This is a genomic window from Arthrobacter sp. Y3221114 (genome assembly GCF_059092625.1).
The window spans coordinates 44,709-65,367 of the sequence record NZ_JBNHHW010000007.1; the positions used below are offsets into that span (position 1 = coordinate 44,709).

Annotated in this window: 22 protein-coding genes; 2 read left to right on the forward strand and 20 right to left on the reverse strand. The window is 68.7% G+C overall.

Annotated features, from left to right (window positions below; translation table 11 throughout):
• Nucleotides 1–5: 5 nt before the first annotated feature.
• From miaB to AC5RV3_RS14745, 5 genes are all read right to left on the reverse strand, one after another.
• A complete protein-coding gene (gene miaB / locus AC5RV3_RS14725; protein WP_494122775.1) occupies nt 6–1,523 on the reverse strand; it encodes a tRNA (N6-isopentenyl adenosine(37)-C2)-methylthiotransferase MiaB in 1,518 nt (505 codons plus the stop codon).
• A gap of 52 nt (nt 1,524–1,575) precedes the next feature.
• Nucleotides 1,576–2,265 (reverse strand): hypothetical protein, encoded by a 690-nt coding sequence (locus AC5RV3_RS14730; protein WP_494122776.1) that lies wholly within the window; start codon nt 2,263–2,265, stop codon nt 1,576–1,578.
• 222 nt (nt 2,266–2,487) lie between these two features.
• Nucleotides 2,488–2,964 (reverse strand): regulatory protein RecX, encoded by a 477-nt coding sequence (locus tag AC5RV3_RS14735; RefSeq protein WP_494122888.1) that lies wholly within the window; start codon nt 2,962–2,964, stop codon nt 2,488–2,490.
• An 81-nt stretch (nt 2,965–3,045) separates the two neighbouring features.
• On the reverse strand, nt 3,046–4,098 hold the full coding sequence (gene recA / locus AC5RV3_RS14740) for a recombinase RecA (protein WP_494113325.1): 1,053 nt from the start codon (nt 4,096–4,098) through the stop codon (nt 3,046–3,048).
• Between the two features lie 194 nt (nt 4,099–4,292).
• Nucleotides 4,293–4,514 carry a DUF3046 domain-containing protein gene (locus tag AC5RV3_RS14745; RefSeq protein ID WP_493988188.1) on the reverse strand — a complete coding sequence of 74 codons (222 nt, stop codon included), beginning with the start codon at nt 4,512–4,514 and terminating at the stop codon, nt 4,293–4,295.
• Between the two features lie 130 nt (nt 4,515–4,644).
• Here AC5RV3_RS14745 and AC5RV3_RS14750 point away from each other — a divergent pair, with 130 nt between their 5' ends.
• Entirely contained in the window at nt 4,645–5,127 is a 483-nt protein-coding gene (locus tag AC5RV3_RS14750; protein WP_493977755.1) for a MarR family winged helix-turn-helix transcriptional regulator, read from the forward strand.
• Between the two features lie 111 nt (nt 5,128–5,238).
• Here AC5RV3_RS14750 and AC5RV3_RS14755 read toward each other — a convergent pair whose 3' ends face one another.
• The 7 genes from AC5RV3_RS14755 to AC5RV3_RS14785 all read right to left on the reverse strand — a co-directional run bounded on the left by AC5RV3_RS14755 (nt 5,239) and on the right by AC5RV3_RS14785 (nt 13,428).
• Nucleotides 5,239–5,676 carry a helix-turn-helix domain-containing protein gene (locus tag AC5RV3_RS14755; protein WP_493988187.1) on the reverse strand — a complete coding sequence of 146 codons (438 nt, stop codon included), beginning with the start codon at nt 5,674–5,676 and terminating at the stop codon, nt 5,239–5,241.
• Nucleotides 5,677–5,779: 103 nt separating this feature from the next.
• On the reverse strand, nt 5,780–6,301 hold the full coding sequence (locus AC5RV3_RS14760; protein WP_494122777.1) for a CinA family protein: 522 nt from the start codon (nt 6,299–6,301) through the stop codon (nt 5,780–5,782).
• Nucleotides 6,298–6,903, reverse strand: coding sequence for a CDP-diacylglycerol--glycerol-3-phosphate 3-phosphatidyltransferase (gene pgsA, locus AC5RV3_RS14765; RefSeq protein ID WP_494122778.1), 606 nt, complete (start codon nt 6,901–6,903; stop codon nt 6,298–6,300). Before pgsA ends, AC5RV3_RS14760 begins: the two co-directional genes overlap by 4 nt.
• A gap of 62 nt (nt 6,904–6,965) precedes the next feature.
• Nucleotides 6,966–9,818 (reverse strand): FtsK/SpoIIIE family DNA translocase, encoded by a 2,853-nt coding sequence (locus AC5RV3_RS14770; protein WP_494122779.1) that lies wholly within the window; start codon nt 9,816–9,818, stop codon nt 6,966–6,968.
• 75 nt (nt 9,819–9,893) lie between these two features.
• A complete protein-coding gene (locus tag AC5RV3_RS14775; RefSeq protein ID WP_494122780.1) occupies nt 9,894–11,585 on the reverse strand; it encodes a ribonuclease J in 1,692 nt (563 codons plus the stop codon).
• A 7-nt stretch (nt 11,586–11,592) separates the two neighbouring features.
• Nucleotides 11,593–12,504: a 4-hydroxy-tetrahydrodipicolinate synthase gene (gene dapA, locus AC5RV3_RS14780; protein WP_494113331.1), complete on the reverse strand. Its 912-nt coding sequence runs from the start codon at nt 12,502–12,504 to the stop codon at nt 11,593–11,595.
• Between the two features lie 120 nt (nt 12,505–12,624).
• Nucleotides 12,625–13,428 (reverse strand): alpha/beta fold hydrolase, encoded by an 804-nt coding sequence (locus AC5RV3_RS14785; RefSeq protein WP_494122781.1) that lies wholly within the window; start codon nt 13,426–13,428, stop codon nt 12,625–12,627.
• 115 nt (nt 13,429–13,543) lie between these two features.
• On the opposite strand from AC5RV3_RS14785, the gene AC5RV3_RS14790 reads away from it, so the two are divergent.
• A complete protein-coding gene (locus AC5RV3_RS14790; protein WP_494122782.1) occupies nt 13,544–14,728 on the forward strand; it encodes a heparan-alpha-glucosaminide N-acetyltransferase domain-containing protein in 1,185 nt (394 codons plus the stop codon).
• A gap of 5 nt (nt 14,729–14,733) precedes the next feature.
• On the opposite strand, the gene AC5RV3_RS14795 is transcribed toward AC5RV3_RS14790, so the two are convergent.
• The 8 genes from AC5RV3_RS14795 to AC5RV3_RS14830 all read right to left on the reverse strand — a co-directional run bounded on the left by AC5RV3_RS14795 (nt 14,734) and on the right by AC5RV3_RS14830 (nt 20,658).
• A complete protein-coding gene (locus AC5RV3_RS14795) occupies nt 14,734–15,240 on the reverse strand; it encodes a tetratricopeptide repeat protein (protein WP_494113334.1) in 507 nt (168 codons plus the stop codon).
• Nucleotides 15,237–15,992, reverse strand: a complete 756-nt coding sequence (gene dapB / locus AC5RV3_RS14800; RefSeq protein ID WP_494122783.1) for a 4-hydroxy-tetrahydrodipicolinate reductase — start codon at nt 15,990–15,992, stop codon at nt 15,237–15,239. The genes AC5RV3_RS14795 and dapB overlap by 4 nt, the downstream gene beginning before the upstream one ends.
• 16 nt (nt 15,993–16,008) lie before the next feature.
• Nucleotides 16,009–16,437 (reverse strand): molybdenum cofactor biosynthesis protein MoaE, encoded by a 429-nt coding sequence (locus tag AC5RV3_RS14805; RefSeq protein ID WP_494122784.1) that lies wholly within the window; start codon nt 16,435–16,437, stop codon nt 16,009–16,011.
• A 57-nt stretch (nt 16,438–16,494) separates the two neighbouring features.
• Entirely contained in the window at nt 16,495–16,986 is a 492-nt protein-coding gene (locus tag AC5RV3_RS14810; RefSeq protein WP_494122785.1) for a MogA/MoaB family molybdenum cofactor biosynthesis protein, read from the reverse strand.
• The gene (gene moaC / locus AC5RV3_RS14815; RefSeq protein ID WP_494014178.1) at nt 16,983–17,459 is read right to left on the reverse strand and encodes a cyclic pyranopterin monophosphate synthase MoaC; all 477 of its coding nucleotides are present in this window, start codon (nt 17,457–17,459) and stop codon (nt 16,983–16,985) included. Before moaC ends, AC5RV3_RS14810 begins: the two co-directional genes overlap by 4 nt.
• Nucleotides 17,456–18,667: a molybdopterin molybdotransferase MoeA gene (locus tag AC5RV3_RS14820; RefSeq protein WP_494122786.1), complete on the reverse strand. Its 1,212-nt coding sequence runs from the start codon at nt 18,665–18,667 to the stop codon at nt 17,456–17,458. Before AC5RV3_RS14820 ends, moaC begins: the two co-directional genes overlap by 4 nt.
• 129 nt (nt 18,668–18,796) lie before the next feature.
• Nucleotides 18,797–19,849 carry a sulfate/molybdate ABC transporter ATP-binding protein gene (locus tag AC5RV3_RS14825; RefSeq protein ID WP_494122787.1) on the reverse strand — a complete coding sequence of 351 codons (1,053 nt, stop codon included), beginning with the start codon at nt 19,847–19,849 and terminating at the stop codon, nt 18,797–18,799.
• Nucleotides 19,846–20,658 carry an ABC transporter permease gene (locus AC5RV3_RS14830; RefSeq protein ID WP_494122788.1) on the reverse strand — a complete coding sequence of 271 codons (813 nt, stop codon included), beginning with the start codon at nt 20,656–20,658 and terminating at the stop codon, nt 19,846–19,848. Before AC5RV3_RS14830 ends, AC5RV3_RS14825 begins: the two co-directional genes overlap by 4 nt.
• Between the last annotated feature and the right edge of the window lies 1 nt (nt 20,659).

A 20,659-nucleotide genomic window follows, 5' to 3' on the forward strand; every position in this document is an offset into this window, starting at 1 on the left:
CGCCGTCAGGCGGTTCGGCCGGGCAGCGCCGGCATGCCCAGCGACACCTGGGCAGGCCTGCCCGGGGCCGCGGGTACGGCACAGGAATCTGCCTGGGAGCGGTCCCACGCATCACCGGCCCGTGAGCGGCGCAGCTGGTAGTCCGCTTCGGACAGCGGGTCGGCGATCAGGTGGAAGGGCGCCGCCTCGGTGACTGTCACCGTGACCAGATCGCCCGGCCGCGGCGCCGGCGCGCCCTCGGGCACGGAAAAGTGCACCAGCCGCTGGTCACGGGCCCGCCCGGAGAGCCGGTGGGTTGCTTCCGCTTTGCGTCCCTGCTGGGCTGTCACCATGACCTCGAGCCGTCTGCCCAGTTGTTTGGCGTTCTCTTCGGCAGCAATCCGGTCCTGCAGGGCAATCAAACGCTCGTAGCGCTCCTGCACCACGGCCTTGGGCAGCTGGTCCGGCAGTTCCGCGGCCGGGGTGCCGGGCCGCTTGGAGTACTGGAAGGTGAAGGCACTGGCGAAGCGGGCCCGTTCCACCACGTCCAGCGTGGCCTGGAAGTCCTCCTCCGTCTCCCCCGGAAAGCCGACGATGATGTCGGTAGAGATAGCCGCGTGCGGAATCCGTTCCCGGACCTTGTCGAGGATGCCGAGGAACTTCGTGGACCGGTACGAGCGGCGCATGTCCTTCAGGACCTTGTCCGAACCGGACTGCAGCGGCATGTGCAGCTGCGGCATCACGTTGGGTGTTTCGGCCATGGCGTCGATGACGTCGTCGGTAAATGCCGCCGGGTGCGGGCTGGTGAACCGGACCCGCTCAAGGCCGCTAATGCTGCCGCAGGCGCGCAGCAGCTTCGCGAAGGCGCCGCGGTCGCCGAATTCCACGCCGTAGGAGTTCACGTTCTGCCCCAGCAGGGTGACCTCGATGGCACCGTCGTCGACCAAGGCCTGGACCTCCGCCAGGATGTCTCCCGGCCGGCGGTCGCGTTCCTTGCCGCGCAGCGAGGGCACGATGCAGAACGTGCAGGTGTTGTTGCAACCGACCGAGATGGAAACCCACCCGGAGTACACCGCGTCGCGCTTTGTGGGCAGCGTCGAGGGGAAGACATCGAGCGATTCGAGGATTTCCAGCTGCGCTTCGTTATTGTGCCGGGCACGCTCCAGCAGCGCGGGAAGCGAACCCACGTTGTGAGTGCCGAACACGACGTCCACCCAGGGCGCCTTCTGAAGGATCGTCTCGCGGTCCTTCTGCGCCAGGCAACCACCGACGGCAATCTGCATGCCGGGGTTGCGTTCCTTCACGGGGGCGAGCTGGCCAAGGTTGCCGTACAGCTTGTTGTCGGCGTTCTCCCGCACCGCACAGGTGTTGAACACCACGACGTCGGCCTGCCCGCCTTGGGATTCGACCAGGCCGGCTGCTTCGAGGAGCCCGGCAAGCCGCTCGGAATCGTGTACGTTCATCTGGCAGCCGAACGTGCGCACTTGGTAAGTGCGGGCTTCGGGCTGCAACTCGATGGTCGGGGCAGGGGCAGTCAAACTCACCTTACAAGGGTACGGCCTGCGGCGGGACGGGCCACAATCTGCGGGCCGAAGATCAGTACCAGTTATTGTCCAGCTGGAAGTCCAGTGCCAGGCACGGCGAACCGTACCGGGACTCGATGTAGTCCAGGCCCCGGTCGATCGAGGTCCGGAAGGAATACCCGCCGCTGGTCGCATCGCCAGCGCTGGAGCTTCCTTCCGCTTCCGTGTTCCACAGCGTTTCGAGGCAGCCCAACTCTCCGGCGACCCAGCCTGCGGAAGACAGGGCGCCTCCGGCGTAGGCGTCGGCTGGCCCGGAGTCGCTCCTCGGCGCTTCGGCGGGCGCCCGGGAGCCGTCTTGTTCTGCGGCTGCACCAGCTGCAGCGTGCTCTTCGGCTGCGCCCGGTGCGGCTTGTTCTTTGGCCGCGTCCGCCGCAGCTGCCTTCCCGGCCGTGTCCGCCGGCGCGGCCTCCCGTGCCGGATCCGTCTGCGCCCCGGCGGTCCCTTGTTGCCCCGCACTCTCCGGGGCGGCGGCTTCCTGCTCTGTGCCCTCCGCAGCAGCGGCTTCCTCCGCTTGTCCGGCGGCAGTTTCCTGCTCCCCCGCGTGGCTTGCTTCCCCCGCCCGGGCGGATTTCTGCTGGGCACCCGCGTCTGTGGACGCCCCCTGCTCTTGCTGCCGCTGGGCAGCACGCGCCAACGCCCGCTGTCCCTCGTCCGGGTCGCTCCAACCCATCAGCTGCTCCACCGGGGCTCCGAGGGATTCCACGGCCGCGGATGGGCTTGGACCGTTGTGGAGGCCCGCTGCCGCGGTTGCACCGACGGCAGCGACAGAGCCAAGAGCCAGGCCCGCCGCAATCCGGAGGCGGCGCCGCCTGCGGGTGCTCCTGCGTAGCTGGGTGAATTGTCGACGTTCATTATGCGATGGGCTCACAGTCGCACAATAGTACCGACCATTTCAGGAAAAGTCTCAAAACCATAACGGCTGGGCTTAGTACTCCGGGGTGGCGGCGTCGCCAAGTTCCTCATCCGCAACCCGGTAGGCGAGGGAGGGCGAATAGCCCTTGCGGGCCAGCATGGAAATCAACCGCCGCAGATGCTTGTCCCTTTCCGACCGGTCGGCCAAGTGCCAGTCGGGACGGATCTTGCGGCGAACCAGTCCCCGCGCGGCTTCAAGCTCGTCGTCGGGCGAAAGCTGGTCAAGCGCCTGCTCGGCGGTGTCGCCGGAAATCCCCTTCTCCGCGAGTTCCCGCTTGAGCGCAGCGCGCGCCAAGGAACGGGTCTGGGAGCGGCTGCGCACCCACATTTCGGCGAACTCTGCGTCGTCGATGAGCTTGACCTCTTCGAAACGATCGAGGACCGACTCGGCGACGTCGTCCGGGACGCCGCGCTCAGCCAGCTTAGCGGCCAGCTGGGCGCGGCTCTTCGGGGACCGTGTCAGCGCGCCCAGCACAATCGAGCGTGCCACGGCGTGCGGATCCGCCTCGGGCGCCAGATCGGCCGGGCTGCCCGGCGTGGGCCCGGCGGCCGGCCCGTTCCTGCGGGCCACCTAGAATCCGTCGACGGCCTTGAGCTTCGGCCCGCCTTCTTCTCCGCTGTCCGGAACGGGGTCGATCCCGAGCTTCTGCCGGATTTTGCGCTCCAGCTCATCTGCCAGGTCCGGGTTGTCGATCAGGAACTTACGGGCGTTTTCCTTGCCTTGGCCAAGCTGGTCACCGTCGTAGGTGAACCAGGCGCCTGACTTCTTGACCAGCGAATGTTCCACGCCCATGTCGATCAGGCTGCCCTCGCGGGAAATGCCATGACCGTAGAGAATGTCGAACTCTGCCTGCTTGAAAGGCGGGGCCATCTTGTTCTTGACGATTTTGGCCCGGGTGCGGTTGCCCACCGGGTTGGCGCCGTCTTTCAAGGTTTCGATCCGGCGCACATCGATGCGCACCGATGCATAAAACTTCAGCGCCTTACCGCCCGTGGTGGTCTCCGGGCTGCCGAAGAACACGCCAATCTTTTCGCGCAGCTGGTTGATGAAAATTGCCGTGGTCTTCGATTGGTTGAGTCGCCCGGTGATCTTTCGCAGGGCCTGGCTCATGAGGCGCGCCTGGAGACCAACGTGGCTGTCACCCATTTCGCCCTCGATTTCCGCGCGGGGCACGAGGGCTGCGACGGAGTCGATCACGATGATATCCAGCGAGCCGGAGCCAATCAGCATGTCCATGATTTCCAGGGCCTGCTCACCGGTATCCGGCTGCGACACCAGCAAGGCGTCGGTGTCAACGCCAAGCTTCTTGGCATATTCGGGGTCCAGGGCGTGCTCGGCGTCGATGAAGGCTGCGATGCCGCCGTTCCGCTGCGCGCTGGCCACGGCGTGGAGCGCCACGGTGGTCTTGCCGGAGGATTCCGGACCGTAGATTTCCACCACGCGGCCCCGCGGCAAACCGCCGATGCCCAGGGCCGCGTCCAAGGTGATCGAGCTGGTGGAGATCGTTTCGATGGGGGCGCGCGTGTCGTCACCGAGCCGCATCACCGACCCCTTGCCGAACTGCTTGTCGATCTGCGCCAGCGCAGCTTCCAGTGCCTTCTCGCGGTCAGCTGGTGCGGCCATTGTTCACCTCAGTCTCTTGCGGCCCTCGGGCCTTTTTTGTCTTGACGTCTTCCGACCGTAACCGCCGGTTCGGACAAAATGGGAGCGGCAGCGGAGCGTGTGGATAATCCGTCCACCCGGGGTCTGTGTAGAAGCTTAGCGGGATCCGAACACACTTTCGAACATATCGGCTTTTTGGCGCGGGCGTGTCTGTTTCAGCCGCGCGGCTCGCGGTCCTTGCCCCAGCGCCGTTCCGGGGGAACATCCTGGACATCGCAGAGGGCCAGCCACACGGATTTGGGCGGGATTCCTGCGGCCAGCGCTTCCGCCGCGGTACGGCCCCCGAGTTGCCCCAGCACCAGATCGGCAGCGAGGACATGCGAGTACGCGGGACCGAATTCATCGTCCATCAACCGCCAGAAGTCACTGGTTCGCACGCGTCCATCTTCTCACGTGTCCGTCCGGTAACAACCGGCCGCGACCGGGATTCAGCGCCGGCCGCCGGCGCCTACGGCGCGTCAGGCCTCCGTTGCCCTTCGTCTGCACGCCGCTCATTACAATTAGCCCATGACAGACCATGCCACAGGCAGCGCAGATGCAGGGTTCGATGCGGCCATCGAAGCACTTGAACGGCAGTTGAGCCTGCTCTGGCGCCGGGCCAGGGCGAACTCGCACCGGGTGGCGCGCAACGTCCACCCGGATATGGAGCCTGCCGCTTACGGGCTGCTGCTGATCCTCCAGCGGGAGCGCTCCATGCGCCTGACCGAACTGGCGGCGGCCATCGGCGTTGGCAAACCCTCTGTCAGCCGCCAGATCGCCATGCTGGAACAGTTGGGACTGGTGGGCAAGGAGGCTGATCCACTGGACGGACGGGCCCAATCGATCACCCTGACTCCTGCCGGGCTGGAGAAGCTGGCCGAGGCCCAGGCCGCGCGCAAAGTCGCCTTCCACGAGCGTCTCGGCGACTGGTCCGTCGAAGACTTGTCCACGCTGGGACAGTTGCTGGACCGGCTCAACGCTTCCTACGCGAACGAGCCGCCGGTCCACTAGCAGCAGGGATTCCCGCCGACGCGCAGGCGCGGCCCCGCGGACAATGCCGGGTACAAACAAAACCGGCCGGTCCCGCCACAAGGGCGAAACCGGCCGGTTCGGGTTTTTGGGTCAGTAGCGGGCGGAAGCCAATCCGCGGAGCTCGTCGGGCAGCTCGTCGGGAATGGCCCCGACAAACTCCCGGGACAGTTCCTGCGGGACGGTGTCGGGGATGACAACGCCCTCGGCGTCAGCGACGCGGTCGCTGACTTCCCGGAGCATGTGCGACAGGGGAACGTCCAAGGCCGAGCAGATCGAGGACAAGAGTTCCGACGATGCTTCCTTCTGACCGCGTTCGACTTCGCTCAGGTATCCAAGGGAGACACGGGCGCTGTGCGACACTTCGCGCAGGGTACGTCCCTGACGCTGCCGGACATCGCGGAGGACGTCGCCAATTTCGTGTCGTAGCACCACCATTTTGCGCTCCTTCTGCTCCCTGCGCGGTTCTTCGGCCAATCCCACATCACGCCAACGGACTACACCGTTTACGGACACGGGCTGCTTTACCATCTGTATCGCCTTGCTCCCTCATGAGGTGTGCGGCCTGCGCCGCTGTCTTCCAAGCCTAGGCCAACAACGTAACAGTTGCTGACACCCTTTGATAACTACTGAATCAAAGTTTTTGTTCCCGGGCCCGAATCTCCGTTACCGCCAGGCCTGCCGCCGAGTCGATCGCGCGGCCCAGTTCATCGATGGCGGCTTCACACGCCAGCCGCCGGATGTGGGCGCGGTCCCCCTCGAAGTGGAACTCGACGGCACGCGTGCCTTCCGGGGACGCAACGCCGATCCACACGGTTCCTGGATCCCGTCCGCCGTGCGGTTCCGGTCCCGCCACCCCGGTGGTGGACACCGCGATATCGGCCTGCAACACGCGCCTGGCGCCGTCGGCCATCTGGCACGCGACCGCTTCGGTGACTGCGCCCTCGCGCGCCAACAGCCCCGCGTCGACGCCGAGCACCGCTGTCTTGATCCGGCTCTGGTAAGACACAACGCCGCCCTGGAGCGTACCCGAAGCTCCCGGCACGGTGGCCAGCTCGGCAGCCACCATTCCTGCCGTCAGGGATTCGGCGGTGGCCAACGTCACCTTCCGTGCGATGGCGGCCCCGACGACCACGGACGCGGGTGTGTGGTTCACGGCCGGCCCTGGGTCTTCGCGAGGGCAGTACGGCGCAGTGCCGCGGCTTTGACCACATAGTCGACCCCGGTCACCACTGTAACGACGACGGCGACCGCCATGACGGCAAAGGCCGCCCAGACGGCCCAGGCTCCGAGCCATGCCTCCAGCGGCAGGAGGAAGAGGAAGATCGCCAAGGTTTGCAGTACTGTCTTCAGCTTGCCGCCGCGCGAGGCCGGCATGACGCCGTAGCGGATGATGACGAAACGCAGCAAGGTGATGCCCAGTTCCCGGACGAGGATGACGATGGTGATCCACCACGGCAGGTCGCCCAGCACCGACAGCAGGATCAGGGCCGAACCGATCAGGAGTTTGTCGGCGATCGGGTCGGCGATCTTGCCGAAGTTGGTGATCAGGCCCCGGGACCGCGCCAGGTCGCCGTCCAGCTTGTCGGTGTAGATCGCGACGGCAAAAACCACCACGGCCAACCAGCGGAACAGCTGTCCCGCTCCGGCGTCAACCAGCAGGAACCAGATGAAAAACGGAACCAGCAGGATCCGCACCGTGGTGAGGACGTTGGCGATATTGAGCAGGGGCACGGGCCGGGACACTGAATCAGTCACGGTTTCAAGGCTACCCGCCTGCCGTGCCGCTTCGGCCGCCGACCGGGAGTGCGGCACGCTCGTCAGCGCCCGGTCAGGCTCCAGGCGTCCTCGGACCCTGAATCGTCGCCGTCGTAATAGTCCTCCGCCTGCGGCCGGGAGTCCAGGTCTTCGGCGACCAAGTCACGCGGGCCGTCGAATCCGTGGTTCGCGTTGGCGTTCTCTGCCAGCGCCTCCGTCAGCGAATCGGCTTCGCTTGCCTCGCCCGGGGCGGCCGCCGGCGGCTCGTCGCCCCGTATAGCGGCGAGCGTCGCGGCCAGGTCGTCCGGCTTGACCAGCACGTCGCGTGCCTTCGAGCCCTCGGACGGGCCGACCACGCCCCTGGACTCGAGCAGGTCCATCAGGCGGCCGGCCTTGGCGAAGCCCACGCGCAGCTTCCGCTGCAGCATCGACGTCGAGCCGAACTGCGTGGTGACCACGAGTTCGGTCGCCTGCAGCAGCACGTCCAGGTCGTCTCCGATGTCGTCGTCGATCTGCTTCTTCGGCGCCTCGACGGCGACGTCCTCCCGGTAGACGGCCTGCAGCTGTCCCTTGACGTGTTCCACCACCCGGTGGATTTCCGATTCGGAGACCCAGGCACCCTGGACGCGGATGGGCTTGTTGGCGCCCATCGGCAGGAACAGGGCGTCGCCCTGGCCGATCAGTTTCTCGGCGCCGGGCTGGTCGAGCACAACGCGGGAGTCGGTCACCGACGAGGTGGCGAACGCCATCCGCGACGGGACGTTGGCCTTGATCAAGCCGGTCACCACGTCCACCGAAGGCCGCTGGGTGGCCAACACCAGGTGGATGCCGGCGGCGCGGGCAAGCTGGGTGATGCGGACGATGGAGTCCTCAACGTCCCGCGGGGCGACCATCATCAGGTCGGCGAGCTCGTCCACGATCACCAGCAGGTACGGGTAGGGCTTGATCACGCGCTTGGATCCGGCCGGCGGCACAACCTTCCCGTTGCGCACGGCCTTGTTGAAATCATCGATGTGCTTGAAACCGAAGTTGGCGAGGTCGTCGTAGCGGGTGTCCATCTCCCGGACCACCCACTGCAACGCCTCGGCTGCCTTCTTCGGATTGGTGATGATCGGCGTGATCAAATGCGGCACGCCCTCGTACGCGGTCAGTTCCACGCGCTTGGGGTCCACCATGACCATCCGCACCTCGTCCGGCGTCGAGCGCATCAGGATGGAGGTGATCATCGAATTCACGAACGAAGACTTGCCCGCGCCGGTGGCGCCGGCGACGAGCAGGTGCGGCATCTTGGCCAGGTTGGCCAGCACGAACCCGCCCTCCACGTCCTTGCCCACGCCCATGACCATCGGATGCTCGGTCTTGCGGGCGTTGTTCGACCTGAGCACGTCGCCCAGGGAGACCGTCTCGCGGTCCGTGTTCGGGATCTCGATGCCGATGGCCGACTTTCCGGGAATCGGCGACAGGATGCGCACGTCCGAGCTGGCCACGGCGTAGGAAATGTTCTTCGACAGCGCGGTGACCCGTTCGACCTTGGTGCCCGGCGCCAGCTCGATCTCGTAGCGGGTCACCGTGGGGCCGCGGGAGAACCCGGTCACCTTCGCGTCCACCTTGAACTGGTCCAGCGTCTCGGTCAGCGCCTTGACGACGGCGTCGTTCGCTTCCGAGCGTTCCTTCGAGGGCGGACCCGGCGGCAGGAAATCCGAGGGCGGCAAGGTGTAGGCGACGTCACCGGCCAACTGCAGCTGCTCGGTGCGCTGCGGGATCGGGGTGGCCGGCGGCTGCGGCTGCACCGGGTTGGCCGGCACGGTGGGGGCCGCGGCCACCGCCGCGGCGGTAGGCAACACCGGCAACGCCTCGGTGGCGCCTTCGGGTACCAGCCCCTGGTTGCGTTTGATTTTTTCGACGGCGAGCTCGGCCTGGGTGGGCCTGCGCACCCCCGGCGGCACGGCCGGTGCCGCCTGCTCCGTTCCGGCTTCTTCCTCAGGCTCCTCGGCTTCAATCACCGGTGTTTCGAATGCCTCGTCGAAGTAGAAACCCTCGTCGTCGGCGTCGGCCTCTTCGGTCTTGCGCTTGCCGAACAACTTGCGCCGCGGCTTGCGTTCCTTGGCCGGGGCTTCATCGGCGTAGAGGTAGCTCTGGTCATGCCCGTCGGCGGCCTGCCGGTACTCGGCCTCTGCCGACGGGTCCTGGCCCATCAGGTGCTCGTAGAGCATCCGGAGGCGCATGGGTATGTGGCGGAACGGCGTGGCGGTCACGATCAGGATGCTGGTGAAGGCCAGCAGTCCGTAGAAGGCGACCGGCAGCCACAGGGTGACCGCTGCCAGCGGTGCGGCAAGCAGGAAGCCGGCCATGCCGCCGGCCGCCCACAGGGCATCGAAGCCGTCAGCCAGCGCGGGCTGCCCGCCGATGACATGGGCCAGCCCGGAACCGGACGCCAGCGCCAGGATGAGGCCGATGGAGATGCGGCTGTTGGCGGGAGAGTTCTCCGGGTAGCGCATCAGGCGCACGGCCATGATCAGCAGCAGCACCGGCAACACCAGCGCCATCCAGCCGAAGGTCCCGCCGGCCATGGCATGCACGGCGTCTCCGAACCAGCCGTCCAGCGCCCACCACTCCACGGTGGCCACGCAGGCGGCCAACAGCAGCAGGAAGAAGCCGGTGCCGTCACGGCGCAGTTCGGGATCGGGCCGCACATCGGGGCCCAGCTTCCGGACGCCCGCGGCCACCGGACGCGCCACGCCCATCCACAGCCCATGGATCAGCCGGGCCAGCAGCGGAAGTTGCTCCTCCTGGGGCTGCACATCGAGCACCTTGGTCTTGCTGGAACGCCCCGAGGAGGAGCGCGCAGTGGTGCCTGTAGCCTTACCGCGCGACTGCTGGGTGCCTTTTCGGGCAGGGGAAGTACGAGTCGCCATAGTGGCAAGGTTACCGGCTGACCGGAGTTATCCGCGGGATTTCGCCCCGGCGGATCGGCTGCGCCGGTTGCGGGATCAGGCCTCCAGGACCACGGGAACGATCATCGGCCGGCGGCGGTGCCGCTTGTTCACCCACGTGCCGATCACCCGGCGGACCACCTGCTGCAGTTGGTACGTCGTGTGGTCCATGTTGTTGACCACGGCTTCTTCCAGGGCGGCGATGATCTTGGGTTTGATGTCGTCGAACACCGAATCGTCCTCGGCGAACCCGCGCGCATGGATTTCGGGACCGGAGACGATCTGGCCGGTGCTGCGGTTCACCACGGTGATGACGGAGATGAAGCCTTCCTCGCCCAGGATCCGGCGGTCCTTGAGGTCGGCGTCGGTGATTTCGCCGATGCTGGATCCGTCCACATACACGTAGCCGCATTCGATCTGGCCGACGATGCGTGCCGTGCCGTCCTTCAAATCGACGACCGATCCGTCGTCCGCGAGCAGCACGTTCGCGGCGGGGACGCCGGTCTGCTCGGCCAGCCGGCCGTTGGCGATCAGGTGGCGGGTCTCACCGTGCACCGGCAGGGCGTTCTTGGGCCGCAGGATGTTGTAGCAGTACAGCAGTTCGCCGGCCGCTGCGTGGCCGGACACGTGGACCTTGGCATTGCCCTTGTGGATGACGTCGGCACCAAGCTTCAGCAGGCCGTTGATCACCCGGAAGACGGCGTTCTCGTTGCCAGGAATCAGCGACGACGCCAGGATCACCGTGTCCCCCGCGCCGACCTGGACGCGGTGGTCGCCGTTGGCCATCCGGGACAGCGCCGCCATCGGCTCGCCTTGCGATCCGGTGGACATCAGCACGATCCGGTCGTCCGGGAAGTCCTCGACGTTTTTCAGGTCCACGAGGATGCCGTTGGGGACGTTCAGGTAGCCCAGTTTGGCCGCGATGCCCATGTTCCGCACCATGGAGCGGCCGACGAACGCCACATGCCGGCCGTGGGCCGCGGCGGCGTCGAGCACCTGCTGCACGCGGTGCACGTGGGAGGCGAAGGAGGCGACGATGATGCGTTTTTGCACCTGGCCGAACAATCGCTCCAGCACCGGGCCGATTTCGTTCTCCGCCGTGGTGAAGCCGGGGACGTCGGCGTTCGTGGAGTCGGCCATGAAGAGGTCCACGCCTTCCTCCCCCAGCCGGGCGAACGCGCGCAGGTCGGTGATCCGGCCGTCCAGCGGCAACTGGTCCATCTTGAAGTCGCCGGTGTGCAGCACCGTGCCGGCCGCAGTGCGGATGAAGACCGCCAAGGCGTCCGGGATCGAGTGGTTGACCGCCACGAATTCGCACTCGAAGGGCCCGAACTGCTCGATCTGGCCCTCCGTGACCGTGAGGGCATGCGGTGCGATCCGGTGCTCGGCCAGCTTGGCCTCGACCAGGGCCAGGGTGAGCCGGGAACCGATCAGCGGGATGTCCTGCCGCATCCGCAGCAGGTACGGGACGGCGCCGATGTGGTCTTCGTGCCCGTGGGTGAGGACCACGCCGACGACGTCGTCGAGCCGGTCCTCGATGTACGAGAAGTCCGGCAGGATCAGGTCCACTCCCGGCTGGTGCTCTTCCGGGAACAGCACGCCGCAGTCGACCACCAGCAGCTTGGAGTCGATCTCGAAGACCGCCATGTTGCGGCCGATTTCCCCGAGTCCGCCGAGCGGAACGATCCGGAGCGTCCCCGGTTCAAGCAGCGGCGGCGTGCGCAACTGTGTGATGGTGGATTCGCTCATCGGGTGGTCAGACCCCCAGCGCCAAGCCGGCCTCGGCCAGGTCGGCGCGGACCGGCGCGAGCTCGGCCTCCGTCGGTTCCACCAGCGGGAGCCGGACGACCGAATTCGGCAGGACGCCCTGCCACTTCAAGATTTGCTTGGCGGCGACCGCACCCTGGACGTGTGTCATCACCGCCCGGATGATCGGGTCCAGTTCGAAGTGGAGCCGGCGTGCGGTGGCGAAGTCCCCCGCCAGTGCGGCATCGACGAGTTCGCGGAACTGCCGGGTGGCCACGTGCGCGCTCACGCTGACCACGCCCACTGCGCCGGCCGCCATCAGCGGCAGGGTCAGGCCGTCGTCGCCCGCGTAGACGTCGAGATCCGTGTTGGCCAGGACCCGGGTGGTGGCGGCATAGTCCGCCTTGGCGTCCTTGAGCGCGACGACGAGCGGGTGCTCCGCCAGCCGGATCAGGGTTTCCGTCTCGATGTTGATGCCGGCGCGGCCGGGGATGTCGTAGACCATGACCGGAAGGTCGATGGCCGAAGCGATGGTTTCGATGTGGGCCTGCACACCGGCCTGGCTTGGCTTGTTGTAGTAGGGGGCGGTGACGAGCAGTCCGTCCACGCCGGCGCTGGCGGCGCGCCGGGAGAGGCTGATCGAGTGTCGGGTGTCGTTGGTGGTGGACCCGGCAATCACCTTGGCCCGTCCGCCCACTGCCTCAACGACGGCCCGGAACATTCCCTCGTTCTCATCGTCGGTGAGCGTCGAGGTCTCGCCGGTGGTGCCGGTGACGACGAGTCCGTCGGAACCGTCCTGGACCAGCTTGTCCGCCAGTTCGGCTGCCTTCCCGTAATCGACCTCTCCCTCCTCCGTGAAGGGGGTGACCATAGCGGTGACCATGGTGCCGAAGGGATACTCACGAACGTCAGACTCAACCATAGGGAAAACGTTACCGTGTCCGAAGGCGCTATCAGCAATGGCGTACAAGGCGCGACACAGAGTGTCACGTCACATGCCGTGGCTCCGCCCCGCGCCCAGGGGCGCGCACCCGCGGGTTTCTCAGCCGGGCGTGTGGACGCGTCCCAGGAAATCGGTCAGCAGGGCGGTCACGTCGTCCCGGGCGGAGAGGCACCCGGCGTGGTCCAGGCCCGGGAGCTCGGCAAAGTGTCCGTCGGGCAGCAGGGCGGCAGCCTGGCGCGATTCCGCGGCGCGGGGGTGGTCCTTGCTGCCGGCAATCAGCAGGACCGGTAGCCGGATCCGCTGGACTTGGCGGGGATCGAGGCCGGGCAGCTCTTCGCCCGCGCGGAAGTAGGCGGCAAGGGCTGCCGGGTCGTTGGCCAGGAAGGCCTGCCGGGTGGCCGCGTCAACCGGCACCGCGCGGCGCTCGTTCCAACGGCGGAGGAACTCTTCCATCCCGCCCGCCTCCAGCGCGTCCAGATAGTCGGGAAAGAAGAGCTTGCCGACCTGGCCGGCCATGCTCCGGTGGGTTCCGCCAAGCATCGTGAGCGAACGCAGGCGCTCCCGCCGGTAGACGGCCATCGCGAGTCCGACCCGTGCGCCGAAGGAATACCCGAAGTAGTCCGCGCTTTCCAGCCCGCAGGCGTCCAGCACCGCTTCGACGTCGCCCATGAAACGCTCCATCGTGTAGGCGCCCTCATCGTGCGGCTTGTCGCTGCGGCCGTGCCCGCGCATGTCCAGGGCGATCACCCGGTGCCGCGGTTTGAGGGCACGCTGGTAGCCCAGCCCCCGCCAGGTCGCCTTGGACAGGGCTGTCCCATGGACCAGCAGCAGCGGCTCCCCGGTGCCGGTGTCCTCGAAAGCCAGCCGCACGCCGTCGTCCCCGTTGACCGCGAATCCCATCATGGCCGCTCCGTGAGCGCGGCAGCCGGGTTCTGGAACCTGTTCATTCCCTCACGGTATCGTGCACCGGCCGCTGGTTTCACAGCCGCCTCCCCGCCGGCTGTGAGATTATCGGTGCATGCGCCCAGGTTCCACCCGCCCGCGGATCGCCGGGATTGATGCGGCCCGCGGCATCGCCTTGCTGGGCATGATGGCGACCCACATCTTTTCGCCGTGGACCGCAGGCACGGATCCGCAGCCGAACTTCGTGGGCCTGGTGCTCTCCGGGCGCTCGTCGGCGCTGTTCGCGGTCTTGGCCGGGGTCGGGCTGGCGCTGCTCACCGGCGGCAGCCGCGGCCATCGGGGCGGGAGCCTGGCCGCGGACCGCGGGGGCATTGCCGTGCGTGCGCTGCTCATTGCCACGGTCGGCATGATGCTGGGCGCGCTGGAAGTGAACGTCGCCGTGATCCTGGTCCACTACGGCGTCCTGTTCCTGTGTGCGCTGCCGTTCCTTCAGCTGCGCCGCGGGGTGCTGGCGCTGTGGGCGGCCGGCTGGATCGTCTTCTCGCCGGTGCTGGGCCATCTGCTGCGGCCCTGGGCCGAGGCGGCCGTGCATCCGGCCGAGCTGGGCCACAACCCCATGGTCTACGACCTGCTGACGCCGGCTACGCTGCTCAGCGACATTTTCCTCACCGGCTACTATCCCGTGGTGCAGTGGCTCGGGTATTTGCTGGCCGGCCTGCTGATCGGGCGCATGGAACTGCAGCGCACGGGCGTGCAATTCGGGCTGCTGGCGGTGGGCACGGTGCTGGCCGTGGCCGCCAAGGCCGGTTCCTGGTTCCTGATGGAACGGCTCGGCGGTTATGCGGAGGTAGCGGCGACCGAAGCGGCACGGCGGCCGGACTTCGATCTGGTGTACCAGGTGAACATGAGCTGGATCGAGCAACGCGGCTCGTGGTGGTGGCTGGGCGGCGCGTCGCCGCATTCCGGAACGACCTTTGACCTGCTGCACACGGTGGGCACCTCCGCCGCGGTCCTCGCGGTATGCCTGCTGCTGACGTCCCGGCTGCCGTGGCTGCTGCTGCCGCTCGCGGGCGCCGGCGCCATGACGCTGACGCTCTACTCCGCCCACGTCTGGGTCCTCAGCGCGTTGCCGCCGGCCGCTCCGGAACTTCCGACGTACCTGTGGCAGGTGTTGGCAGCCGTGGCGGTGGGCATGGCTTTCCTGGCCTTGGGGTGGCGCGGACCGTTCGAGCTGGTGACCTCCACCGCGGCGCGGCTGACCCGCGAGGCACTCCGGCCGGCCGGCAGCCGGGGCCGCTGAACGGTTTAGGAGCGGCTGAGGGTGATGGCGTGGCGCATGGACTCGCGGGCGCGCTTGCGGTCCCCTGCGGCGTCATAGGCGCACGAGAGGCGGAACCAGCTGCGCCAGTCGTCCGGCGCGGCTTCGGCCTCGGCCTTGTACACCAGGAACTCCCGGTCGGCCGCCTCCCGCACGATGCGCCCGCCCGGCGTGCGCGGCAGGTCGTCCACCGGCAAGCCTCCTTCGGCTTCCAGGGTCCGGGCCAGCTTGGACATCCGCGAGCCGAACAGCAGTTCCCGGCTCAGCGCCCAGGCCCCGATGATCGGCAGGACCACCAGCGCGACGCCCAGGCCCTTGGCCACGGGGTCGGGTTCGGTGAGCATCAGCCAGGCCCGCTGCAGCGTGGCTCCCAGGTAGCCCACCAGCAGGACGATGATCACACCGACCCAGATCTTGGCTCCGTGCCGGGCATACCAGCCGATGCGGCCGTTGCCGCCGTCCGCTGCGGGGCCCGTGTGTTCGGCGTTGGTCATGAAAGTTCCAGGTACCCGTCTAGTCCGTAGGTCAGTCCGGGCCGCCCGGTGACGGTCCGCACGCCCAGCAGGACGCCGGGCATGAAGGAGGCGCGGTCGAACGAATCGTGCCGAATGGTCAGTTGTTCGCCCGGCCCGCCGAGCAGCACTTCCTGGTGCGCCACCAGGCCGCGCAGCCTCACGCTGTGCACACGCACGCCGTCAACGTCGGCGCCGCGGGCTCCGTCGAGCGCCTTGGTGGTGGCGTCGGGGCCGGCGGGGACTCCTGCGTCCTGGCGGGCGGCGGCCACCAGTTGCGCCGTCCGGACGGCGGTGCCGGAGGGCGCATCCGCCTTGTCCGGGTGGTGCAGTTCGATGATCTCCACCGACTCGAAGTACCTGGCTGCGGTGGCCGCGAAGGCTGATGCCAGCACGGAACCGAGCGCGAAGTTGGGGGCAATCAGCACGCCCGTTCCGGGGTGCTGTTCCAGCAGCTCCGCCAGTGACTCCCGCTTGGCCTGGTCCCAGCCGGTGGTGCCGACCACCGCGTGCAGGCCGTGCTCGACGGCGAAGCGGACGTTGGCCTCGGTGTTGTCCGGCGTGGTCAGGTCCACCACGACCTGCGTCCCCGCGGCCACCAGTTCTTCCAGCGCATCGCCGCGCTTCAGCGCGGCCACCAGGTCCAGGTCGGGGGCGGCCTGGATGGCCCTGACGGCCTCGCTGCCCATCCGTCCGCCGGCGCCCAGCACGGCCACCGCAAGTTGCTCAGTCATGCCGTCCAGCGTATCGCTACTGGCCGATGCCTACCCATTCGGTGCTGCCGTCCGCGAAGTGCTGTTCCTTCCAGACCGGGACCTCTTCCTTGATCCTGTCCACCAGTTCGGAACAGGCGGCAAAGGCTTCGGCGCGGTGCGCGGACGCGACGGCGGCGACCAGGGCCGGATCCCCGATCGCCAACGGCCCGGTGCGGTGCGCGACCCAGATCCGCACGCCGTCGTGCCCCGCGGCGATCTGCCCGGCGACCTCGGCGATCACGCGCTGGGCGCTGGGGTGGGCGGAGTAGGACAGCGCGGCCACGGCCTGGCCGCCGTCGTGGTTGCGGACCACGCCGCTAAAGCTGACCACGGCACCGCATTCGGCTGAATCCACCGCGGCGGCCGCCTCCCCCACGTCGATTGCTTCCCCGGTCACCGCGGCATACAGCACCGTGCTGGTCATCGTTGTCCTCTCATCAGCTGCATGGTTCCAGTATCCCCTGACCGGCAGGGGCGGCGCCTAGCCGGAGTGGCCGGCGTCGGTATCGCCTTCCAGCTGTGCGCAGATGTGGCCGATCAGCGGATCCAGGGCGGCCAGCCCATCGCGCACTCCCCCGGGAGATCCGGGCAGATTGACCACGAAGGTGGACCCGGCGGTTCCGGCCACGCCCCTGCTCAGCGCAGCCAGCGGGGTCTTGGTCCGCCCGTAACTGCGGATGGCTTCCATCACGCCGGGCAGTTCCCGTTCCAGCGCGACGGCGGTGATTTCCGGGGTGCGGTCGTCGGCGGCCAGTCCGGTGCCTCCGCTGGTGACGATGACCCGGGGCCCGGCAGCGAGCATCTTCCGCAGCGCTTGGCGGACGGGTTCGCCGTCGGCAACGATCTGCGGGACGCCGGCGGCCAGGCCGTGTCCGGCCAGCCACTCGGAAATCAACGGCGCGCATTCGTCCTCGTAGGCGCCGGCCGCGGCGCGGGTGGAGGCAACGATGATGCCGGCGGTCCTGGCGCTCACAGCGCCCAGTCCCCGCTCTTGCCCCCGGATTTGGCCAGCACCTTGATGTCGGAGATGACCGCGTGCTTGTCCACGGCCTTGACCATGTCGTACAGGCTCAGCGCCGCCACCGAGGCGGAGGTCAGTGCCTCCATTTCCACGCCGGTGACCGATCGCGTCTTCACCGTCGCCTCGATCCGCACGGACTCCGCGGCCGGGAAAAAGTCAACGGTAACCTTGCTGATCGGCAACGGATGGCACAGCGGGATCAGCTGCGGCGTCTGCTTCGCCGCCATGATCCCGGCCACCCGGCTGACGGCCAACGCGTCGCCCTTGGGCAGCGATCCGGCGGCCAGGAGTTCGACCACGTCGGGGCGGGTGGTGAGCACCGCCTGCGCGGTCGCCTCCCGGGTGGTTTCGTCCTTGCCGCTGACATCGACCATGTGCGCCGTGCCGTCCTCGCGGACGTGGGTCAGGCGTTCTGCTTCGCTCATAGCAGCCATATTTCCACGTCTTGGCCGGCTTCGGCGCGCTCCATCCCCACGGGCAGGTGGACCAGCGCATTGGACTGCGCCAGCGCGTGCACCAAATGGGACCCTGCCCCGCCCACCATCTGCACCCGTGCGCCGTCGTAACGGCCGCGCCGCACCTGGTGTTTGGCGGCGGGCGACTCCGCGGCTTCCGCCAGCGGGGCGCGCAGCACCGTCCGCGGAGCCGGGGCTCCCAGCACGGCCGTCAGCGCGGGACGCAGGAACATCTCGAACGAGACCAGGCAACTGACCGGGTTTCCCGGGAAGGCCAGGAAGACCGCCTCGCCGATCCGGCCGGCGCCCTGCGGCCCGCCCGGCTGCATCGCCACAGAGCCGAAAGCCACCCCTTCGGGCTCGAGCGCCTGCCGGACCACTTCGAAGGCGCCCTTGGAGATTCCGCCGGAGGTCAGCACCAGGTCGGCGCCGTGGCGGCGCAGGTCGTCGTCGAGCCGGCGGCGGAACTCCGGCGCCGAGTCGGCCAGGATCCGGCTCAACACCACATCGCAGCCGGCCTCCCGCAGCGATGCCGCCAGCATGGCGTTGTTGGCATCGTAGATCTGCCCCGCCCCCAACCGTGCGCCGGCGGCCACCACCTCGTCGCCCGTGCTCAGCAGCAGCACCCGCAGCCGCGGCCGCACCTCGGCGGAGGCCATGCCGAGCGCGGCGAGCAAGCCCAGCTGCGGCGCCTTCAGCACCGTTCCGGCCGCCAGCGCGACGTCGCCGGCGGCAATATCGCTGCCGGCGGCGCGGACAAACCGGCCGGCCCGCGTTTCCGGCAGCATGACCGTGTGTCCCTCGCCCTCGGCCGGGAAGGCGTCCGGCACGGCTTCCTCGATCGGCACGACGGCGTCGGCCCCCTCGGGCAGCATGGCCCCCGTCATGATCGGTGCCGCCGAGTTCGGCGGCAGCGCCGGGGCGGCATGTCCGGCGGGAATCGCCGCGGCCACGGCGAGCTCGGCGCCGCCGGCGGTCTCCGCGCTGCGGACCGCGTAGCCGTCCATCTGCGAGTTCGCGAAGGGCGGCAGGCTCATCGGCGCCGCGACATCGGCGGCCAGCACCCGCCCGAGGGCCGACGCCAGGTCCACCGTCTCGCTTCCCACGAGGCAGCCCCGTGCCGCCTGACGGAGCAATTCCTCGACGTCGGCGCAATGCCCGGCAACGCTCTGTGCCACTGGCCCTCCTTGTCGCAGGCGGAACCGGCGGCCGGTAGTGCCGGGGGTTTGTGCCGCCGCTGGTACATGTTCTGGTGCCATCCTAGGGGACGACCGCGGACGGCCCCGCCCCTTACCCGGACGGGACGGTCAGCGCCGGTAGATCGCCACCTCGGCCGCCTTGACCACAAAGTGCACGCGTTCCCCCGGAGCCAGCGACAGGTCGGACACCGCGGCGGGCGTGACCTCGGCGGCCAGCCAGCCGGCCCTGACCGTGACCAGGCCGCCGTGCGGCACCAGTTCGGTCACGGTGGCCGCCACGGCGTTGCGCGGGCTGCCGGCCGGCAGGTCCGGGAACAGCGCCACCGCGGCAGGGCGGAACACCGCCGCTGCCGGGTCGCCGGGACGCAGCCCGGCTTCGGCCTCGCCGCTCCAGTGCGTCCCGTCGGCGCCGACCAGCCCGGTCTCCGTGGCGGTGCCGGTGACGAAATTCAGCCCCGTCATGCCGGCGGCGAAGGCGCTGCGCGGCCGGGCAAACACTTCGCGCACCGGCCCCTGCTCGACGATCCGCCCGCCGTCCATGACCACCACCCGGTCGGCCAGCAGCAGGGCGTCCAGCGCGTCATGGGTGACGATGACGGCGCTGCGCCCTGCCAGGACCCTGCGGAGCAGCCTGCGCAGGGCCGGCGCCGCTGTGATATCGAGGGCGGACATCGGCTCGTCAAACAGCAGCAGCGAGGGGTCGGCCGCCAGCGCACGGGCCACGGCGACGCGCTGCGCCTGGCCCCCGGAGAGCTCGGCCGGCCGGCGGTCGGCCAGCCCGGAGGCGTCCAGTTCCGCCAGCCAATGCCGGGCGGCCTTGCGGGCTTCGGCCCGGGAGGCTCCCCGGCTGCGCAGCCCGTAGGCGACATTGGCCTCGACGCCCAGGTGCGGAAACAACAGCGGGTCCTGCGCCAGCAGGCCGACGCCGCGGGCATGGGCAGGCACCCAGCGGTCCGGCTGCGGCTGCCCGGCGCTGTACAGCACCTTGCCGTCCAGTTCCGCCCGGCCCCAGTCGGGACGCAGCAGCCCGGACACCACGCCGAGCAGGGTGGACTTGCCGGCGCCGTTGGGGCCGAGCACGGCGACGGTTTCTGAGTCGGCAACGCCGAAGTCCGCCTCGAAGCCGCGGGACGGCAGCCGCGCGGTCAGTTCCAGGCTCACCGGACACCCGCCGCCCAGGCCGGGCCGGTCCTGCGGTGGACCAGCACCACCACGGCGACGGCGACCACCACCAGCACGAGCGACAGCGCCACCGCGGCATCGGCATCGGTTTCCCGCTGCAGGTAGATTTCCAGCGGCAGCGTGCGCGTGACTCCCTCCAGGCTTCCGGCAAAAGTCAGGGTGGCTCCGAACTCGCCCAGGCACCGGGCAAAGGACAGCACCGACCCGGAGAGCAGCCCCGGCAGCACCAGCGGCAGGGTCACCGTGCGCAGGACCCGGGACGGCCGGGCGCCCAACGTTGCCGCGACCGCTTCATACCTGGTGCCCGCCGTGCGCAGCGCACCTTCGAGGCTGAGCACCAGGAACGGCAGCGCCACGAACGACTGGGCGAGCACCACGGCGGTGGTGGAGAAGGCGATGTCGACGCCGACCATTTCGAAGGTGCCGCCGAGCAGCCCGCGGCGCCCGAACGTATACAGCAGGGCGAGACCGCCGACGACGGGCGGCAGCACCAGGGGCAACAGCACGAGTGACCGGACCACCTGCTGGCCCGGGAACCTGCTGCGCGCCAGCACCAGCGCCATCGGGACGCCCAGCACGATGCATAAGGCCGTGCTGGCGGCGGCAGTCCGCAGGCTCAGGCCCAGCGCGGCCACCGACGACTCGGAGGTGACGAGCCGGGGAAACTCCAGCCAGTTCACCCGCGCCGCCATCCCGGCCAGCGGCAGCAGGACGAAGACAGCGCCGGCTGCAGCCAGCGGATACACCCAATAAGGCACCGGGGCGCGCACCGCCGTCGTCGTATTCATA

Excerpts from the sequence above, each read along its gene's own strand:
- recA (WP_494113325.1), bottom strand. The coding sequence starts at position 4,098 with ATGGCCGCACCAGCTGACCGCGAGAAGGCACTGGAAGCTGCGCTGGCG.
- AC5RV3_RS14750 (WP_493977755.1), top strand. The coding sequence starts at position 4,645 with ATGACAGACCATGCCACAGGCAGCGCAGATGCAGGGTTCGATGCGGCC.
- AC5RV3_RS14755 (WP_493988187.1), bottom strand. The coding sequence starts at position 5,676 with ATGGTAAAGCAGCCCGTGTCCGTAAACGGTGTAGTCCGTTGGCGTGAT.
- AC5RV3_RS14770 (WP_494122779.1), bottom strand. The coding sequence starts at position 9,818 with ATGGCGACTCGTACTTCCCCTGCCCGAAAAGGCACCCAGCAGTCGCGC.
- AC5RV3_RS14775 (WP_494122780.1), bottom strand. The coding sequence starts at position 11,585 with ATGAGCGAATCCACCATCACACAGTTGCGCACGCCGCCGCTGCTTGAA.
- dapA (WP_494113331.1), bottom strand. The coding sequence starts at position 12,504 with ATGGTTGAGTCTGACGTTCGTGAGTATCCCTTCGGCACCATGGTCACC.
- AC5RV3_RS14785 (WP_494122781.1), bottom strand. The coding sequence starts at position 13,428 with ATGATGGGATTCGCGGTCAACGGGGACGACGGCGTGCGGCTGGCTTTC.
- AC5RV3_RS14790 (WP_494122782.1), top strand. The coding sequence starts at position 13,544 with ATGCGCCCAGGTTCCACCCGCCCGCGGATCGCCGGGATTGATGCGGCC.
- AC5RV3_RS14795 (WP_494113334.1), bottom strand. The coding sequence starts at position 15,240 with ATGACCAACGCCGAACACACGGGCCCCGCAGCGGACGGCGGCAACGGC.
- dapB (WP_494122783.1), bottom strand. The coding sequence starts at position 15,992 with ATGACTGAGCAACTTGCGGTGGCCGTGCTGGGCGCCGGCGGACGGATG.
- AC5RV3_RS14805 (WP_494122784.1), bottom strand. The coding sequence starts at position 16,437 with ATGACCAGCACGGTGCTGTATGCCGCGGTGACCGGGGAAGCAATCGAC.
- moaC (WP_494014178.1), bottom strand. The coding sequence starts at position 17,459 with ATGAGCGAAGCAGAACGCCTGACCCACGTCCGCGAGGACGGCACGGCG.
- AC5RV3_RS14830 (WP_494122788.1), bottom strand. The coding sequence starts at position 20,658 with ATGAATACGACGACGGCGGTGCGCGCCCCGGTGCCTTATTGGGTGTAT.